At 61.9% G+C, this 5,090-nt stretch carries 7 protein-coding genes; 4 read left to right on the forward strand and 3 right to left on the reverse strand.

Features of this window, described 5'->3' with window-relative positions; genetic code table 11:
• On the reverse strand, nucleotides 1-241 hold a 241-nt coding region (locus tag AB4Z11_RS22650), incomplete at its 3' end, for a CzcE family metal-binding protein (protein WP_442027824.1).
• A 120-nt stretch (nucleotides 242-361) separates the two neighbouring features.
• On the opposite strand from AB4Z11_RS22650, the gene AB4Z11_RS22655 reads away from it, so the two are divergent.
• Complete coding sequence (locus AB4Z11_RS22655; RefSeq protein WP_442027825.1) at nucleotides 362-814, forward strand: MaoC family dehydratase; 453 nt, start codon at nucleotides 362-364, stop codon at nucleotides 812-814.
• Complete coding sequence (locus tag AB4Z11_RS22660) at nucleotides 811-1,530, forward strand: hypothetical protein (protein WP_442027827.1); 720 nt, start codon at nucleotides 811-813, stop codon at nucleotides 1,528-1,530. Before AB4Z11_RS22655 ends, AB4Z11_RS22660 begins: the two co-directional genes overlap by 4 nt.
• Before the next feature lie 52 nt (nucleotides 1,531-1,582).
• On the opposite strand, the gene AB4Z11_RS22665 is transcribed toward AB4Z11_RS22660, so the two are convergent.
• Nucleotides 1,583-2,143, reverse strand: a complete 561-nt coding sequence (locus AB4Z11_RS22665; RefSeq protein ID WP_442027828.1) for a TetR family transcriptional regulator — start codon at nucleotides 2,141-2,143, stop codon at nucleotides 1,583-1,585.
• Between the two features lie 88 nt (nucleotides 2,144-2,231).
• On the opposite strand from AB4Z11_RS22665, the gene AB4Z11_RS22670 reads away from it, so the two are divergent.
• Nucleotides 2,232-3,047, forward strand: a complete 816-nt coding sequence (locus AB4Z11_RS22670; protein ID WP_442027829.1) for an oxidoreductase — start codon at nucleotides 2,232-2,234, stop codon at nucleotides 3,045-3,047.
• Here AB4Z11_RS22670 and AB4Z11_RS22675 read toward each other — a convergent pair.
• Complete coding sequence (locus tag AB4Z11_RS22675) at nucleotides 3,040-4,050, reverse strand: YeiH family protein (protein WP_442027831.1); 1,011 nt, start codon at nucleotides 4,048-4,050, stop codon at nucleotides 3,040-3,042. The two genes, AB4Z11_RS22670 and AB4Z11_RS22675, sit on opposite strands and share 8 nt — an antisense overlap.
• A 115-nt stretch (nucleotides 4,051-4,165) precedes the next feature.
• On the opposite strand from AB4Z11_RS22675, the gene AB4Z11_RS22680 reads away from it, so the two are divergent.
• A complete protein-coding gene (locus tag AB4Z11_RS22680; protein WP_442027832.1) occupies nucleotides 4,166-5,056 on the forward strand; it encodes a LysR family transcriptional regulator in 891 nt (296 codons plus the stop codon).
• Nucleotides 5,057-5,090: the final 34 nt, after the last annotated feature.

Genomic DNA, 5,090 nt, shown 5'->3' on the forward strand with positions numbered 1-5,090 from the left:
GGCCAGGATAGGTTTCGAAGTGCCAGGTGACCGAATCGGTGCCGTTGGTGAACTCGATGGTTTCGCCATCGGTCACATTGATGCTGTGCGTCGCGGCAGTCACCGCGATCTGGCGATCGGCGCTGCCGGCAGGGGCGATACGGCCGTAGTCGCCGACGGTGCCGGTGAGGCTATGGGCGAAGGCGGCGCCGGAGATGGCGGCGAGGGAAAGGGCGGCGAGAGCCAGTTTCAGGTTTTTCATTTTGTTCTCCTAAGAGGTTGGTCAGTGTGCGTCGAAGGAGTCAACACGGATTTCGCAATGGACCGCGCCGACAACACAGGCATGATAGCATAACGATCGTTATTTAATCGCGGAGGCCTTATGAAGATGCTTTACTTGCAAGATCTGGAGCCGGGCCAAAAGTACCGTTCCGGCAAATTGACTGTAAGCGCGGAGCAGATCAAGGCATTCGCCGCCGAGTTCGATCCGCAGCCTTTTCACCTGGACGAGATGGCGGCAAGGGACACGATCTTTCGTGGCCACGCTGCGAGTGGCTGGCATACGGCGGCGCTGACCATGCGCCTTCTGGTGGATAGCGAGTTTCGTCCGGCTGGCGGTATCGTTGGTGCGGGATTCGAAGAGTTGAAGTGGCCGTTGCCGGTGCGTCCCGGCGATGCCTTGCACGCCGAATTCGAGGTTCTTGAAGTGCGCGCTTCGAAATCGCGTCCGGAGCAGGGCATTGCCAAGGTTCGCGGCACCACGTTCAATCAGGAAGATCAGGCGGCACAAGTGTTTGTCGCCAATCTGATCGTGCAACGCAGGAGTGAGTCATGAACGAGTTTGTAAAGCGCGTGCTGGATGCGCATGGTGGCCTGGCGCGGTTCAGGCAGTTCAATACGGTGCAGGTGGATGTGGTCAGCGGCGGTGGTTTGTGGCCGCTGAAAGGACTGATCCAGGATTCGAACACGCGCACCATGACCGTCGCGTTGCACGAGGAATTTGCCTCCGTGACGCCGTTCGGACAGCCGAACTGGCGCACCAATTTCCGGCCCGAGCGGGTGGCAATCGAAACCCTTGATGGCGAAGTGGTGAAGGAGTTGAGTGATCCGCGCGTCAGCTTCGATGGCCACACAATGAATACGCCGTGGAATCCGCTGCACCGCGCCTACTTCAACGGCTACGCGATGTGGACCTATCTGACGTCGCCGTTCTTCCTGGCCATGCCAGGCTTTGAAATGGAGGAGATCGCGGCGATCGAAGAAGATGGCGAACAATGGCGCGGCCTGCGCGTGCGCTTCCCCAAACATATCGCCAGCCATTGCGAGGTGCAGGACTTCTATTTCGGGCCGGACCTGCTATTGCGCCGGCACGACTACCAGGTTGATGTTGCAGGTTCGTTCCCCGCAGCGCAATACATCGACGGCCACATCGAAGTCCAGGGCCTGATGATGCCAACCCGCCGCCGGGCCTACCTGCGCGGGCCGGACATGAAAGCGGTGCGCGATTTGCTGATGGTATYGATCGACTTCGAAGGCTACGTCTTCACCTAAGCGCGCCAGATCCTCCCCAGAAGCTTGATGCGGCGGGTGTGACGCCGAAACGTCAGTCGTTGACCAGGGCTTTCACTGCTTCGACGATGAGATTGCGCACTGCGGCGGCCGGCAGGTGAGGCAGGCAGCCTTCCGGCGAGCCTTCGCTGCCGATACTCGCCATCTTCAGCACCAGCAGCAGCACCTGCTCCGGCGGGAAGCGTTTGGTGACGATACCGGCTTCCTGAGCGCGCACAATGGCCGCGACTTTCGTTTGCATGGCCTGCTGTTCGATTGCAGACGCGTGTTCCGGTGCGCTGCGCTCCAGCGTGCGCCATAAATTCAGTTTGATGAGATCGGGACGGCTCCGTCCCAGATCAAACAGCCGGCCCGCATACTCTGGCAGGTTATTGGCGTCAATCGGAACACCTTCGAGGACTTCGCTGATGATGGACTCGAACACGGCGTCAAACAACTGTTCCTTATTGCCGAAGTAGGCGTACAGCATGGCCTTGTTGCAGCCGGCAGTCGCGGCGATGCGGTCCACGCGTGCGCCAGCGATGCCGAATTGTGCGAATTCGGCCGTGGCGGAGGCGAGGATTTTTTTGCGGGTTTCTTCTGCGTTTCTGCTCATCCCGGAATTCTAAACAACCGGTTGGTTGACATCAACCGAACAAGCGGCTATCTTATAACCAACTAGTTAGTTAATTACGGAGAGATTAATGAAACAGCAAGTTGCACTGATCACAGGCGCCTCGTCCGGAATGGGTAAGGATTTCGCGCTGCGCCTGATTGACGAGGGATACGTCGYCTATGGCGCCGCCCGCCGTGTCGAGCGCATGCAGGAAATCCGCGATGCAGGTGGTCGCACACTGAGCATGGACGTTACGGACGACGCATCGCTGGTCGCAGCGGTGGATGAGATCATCCGCCAGCATGGCCGCATCGATGTATTGATCAACAACGCGGGCTACGGTCAGTATGGCGCACTGGAAGACGTGCCAATGGCCGAGGCGCGGCGTCAGCTGGAAACCAATGTCATCGGCCTGGCTCGACTTACCCAGCTTTGCCTGCCGCATATGCGCGCACAGAAGTTCGGCCGCATCTTCAATATCTCGTCCATGGGCGGCAAGTTCGCAGGTCCGTTGGGAGGCTGGTATCACGCTTCGAAATTCGCACTGGAGGCATACTCGGATGCGTTGCGGCTGGAGGTCAAGCCATTTGGCATCGACGTGGTGGTGATCCAGCCGGGCGGTATCGAGAGCGAGTGGGGCGATATTGCGGACGAAGAAGCGGAGCGTTATTCCGGCAAGGGTGCCTACGCGGGACTGGTGGCGAAACTGCGCAAGGCGCAGGCTGCCGTGCAGCCGAAAGTTCCGGCGCCGAGCGTGATTTCTGACTTGATCGTGAAGGCCTTGAAAGCAGGACAGCCAAAGACCCGCTACCACGCAGGCTTTTTGGCTACGCCCATGCTTTTCCTGCGCTTCCTGTTGTCGGACCGGATGTTCGACCGCATGCTGATGCTGGCGCTCAGGTGATATGCAGCACCTTGATCAGCGCCAGGCTGACCACGGTCAGCACGAGCAGCGACAGCACCACGGCCGCGGACACGCGCGGACCGGCACGCAGCACGGCGCGCAGGTCCGTGCCGAGGCCCAGCGCGGCCATCGACACGGTGGTCAGCGCGCCGGAGACGGCCTGGCTGGCAGCCAATACGCCCTGCGGAATCACGCCAAAAGTGCGTAGCGCCATCAGCGACAGGAAGCCGAGGATGAACCACGGCAGCAGGTGGCTGATGGCAGGGCGCGATGCGCCGGCCGTGCTGGCGCGGCCGCGGCGCAGGAAGGGCAGGGCCAGCACCACGGGGCCGAGCATCAGCACGCGTACCAGCTTGACCAGGGTGCCAATGTGAAGGCTCATCATCGACACCGGCGCGGTGGCGGCCAGCACTTGCGGTACCGCGTACACCGTCAGTCCGGCCAGCACGCCGTATTGCATGGGCGAGAGACCCAGCACGCTGTCGAGCAGGGGCAGCGTCTGCACCACGGCCACGCCCAGCACCGCGGTGAAGGCGATGGCGCCTGCCACGTCGCGGCCATCTGCATCGATCACGGGGGCGACGGCCGCAATGGCGGAATTGCCGCAGATTGAGTTGCCGCAGGCGATCAGCACCGCCATTTTGTGCGGCAGGCGCAGCGCGCGGCCGATCGCATAGCTGGCTGCAATCGCCACTGCGACCACACCCGCAATGCCGATCAGCAGGGCCGGGCCACGTTCAGCCAGGCTGCGGGCGCTGACGGAAGCACCCAGCAGCATCACCGCGACTTCGAGCAGGAAGCGTGCGCTGAATTGCACGCCGGGGTCGAAAGTTGGCCACTGTTTGTCGGAGGTCAGCCAGGTACGCACCACGCTGCCCAGCAGGATAGCGATGACCAGCGGCTCCAGCCAGGCATGGCCCAGCAACGCGGCGCCTTCGCGTTCCAGCAGGACGGCGGCGCCGGTGACCAGGCCGCAAATGATTAGTCCGGGAAGCAGTTTCATGGTCGTCTCCAGAGTATTCGTCAGCACATTCTTGTGCCCATGACGATATTTTCGGAGYGATCAATCATTCAGTCCATCTTATAATATTTGAGATTTCATTCGATTGGATTGAACGATGACTCTTGAGCAGCTTCGCATCTTCGTCGCTGTAGCTGAACGCCAGCATCTGACCCAGGCTGCGGACGTGCTGGCACTGACGCCATCGGCGGTAAGCGCTTCCATCCGCGCACTGGAAGAGCGCTATGGCACGCCCTTGTTTGACCGGGTTGGCCGGCGCATCGAAACCAATGCGGCTGGAAGGCTGTTCCTGGTGGAGGCGCGTGCCACCCTGGCCAGCGCTGCAGCGGCCGAACGCGCGCTGGCTGAACTGGCGGACGGCGAGCGTGGTACGCTGCGGGTGCAGGCCAGCCAGACCATTGCGAGCTATTGGCTGCCGCCGCTGCTGGTCGCCTTCCGGGCGCGCCATCCACGCATCGATATCGAACTGGAAGCGGGCAATTCGCACAGCGTGGCGCGTGCAGTGCTGGAAGGCGAGGCGGAACTGGGTCTGGTGGAAGGATTGGTCGAGGCTCCCGACCTGCATATCAATCAAGCGGGCAGCGACCGTATCGTGGTTGCGGTCACGCCGCAGCATCCGTGGGCGCAGAAAAAGCGCCTGAGTGCGGCCGAGTTGCAGAAGGGCGAATGGGTGATGCGCGAGCAGGGTTCCGGTACGCGTTCGGCGCTCGAAGCCATGCTGGCGGAGCATGGCGTGCAGACGCCGCAACTGCAGGTGGCGCTGACGCTGCCGTCGAACGAGGCGATGCGCTCCGCCGTGCTGGCGAATGGCGGCTATGCGGCGGGCGTGTCAGAACTGGTGGTGGCCCCCTATCTGGACGCAGGATTGCTGGTGCGGGCGCCGGTCAAGCTGCCGCCGCGCGGCTTCTACCTGCTGCGCCATCGCGCGCGTTACCGCAGCAAAGCGGCACGCGCGCTGGAAGAGGTGCTTGCGAGCGCTCAGCCCTGATACAGTGGGTTCTCGCGCACGAACACGCGTACGC

It is taken from the genome of Pseudoduganella sp. RAF53_2, assembly GCF_052113985.1.
In the GTDB taxonomy this organism is placed as follows: domain Bacteria; phylum Pseudomonadota; class Gammaproteobacteria; order Burkholderiales; family Burkholderiaceae_D; genus Rugamonas.

Bases quoted from the DNA above. Each gene is read 5' to 3' on its own strand.
- AB4Z11_RS22655 (WP_442027825.1), top strand. From the start codon at position 362: ATGAAGATGCTTTACTTGCAAGATCTGGAGCCGGGCCAAAAGTACCGT.
- AB4Z11_RS22665 (WP_442027828.1), bottom strand. From the start codon at position 2,143: ATGAGCAGAAACGCAGAAGAAACCCGCAAAAAAATCCTCGCCTCCGCC.
- AB4Z11_RS22675 (WP_442027831.1), bottom strand. From the start codon at position 4,050: ATGAAACTGCTTCCCGGACTAATCATTTGCGGCCTGGTCACCGGCGCC.
- AB4Z11_RS22680 (WP_442027832.1), top strand. From the start codon at position 4,166: ATGACTCTTGAGCAGCTTCGCATCTTCGTCGCTGTAGCTGAACGCCAG.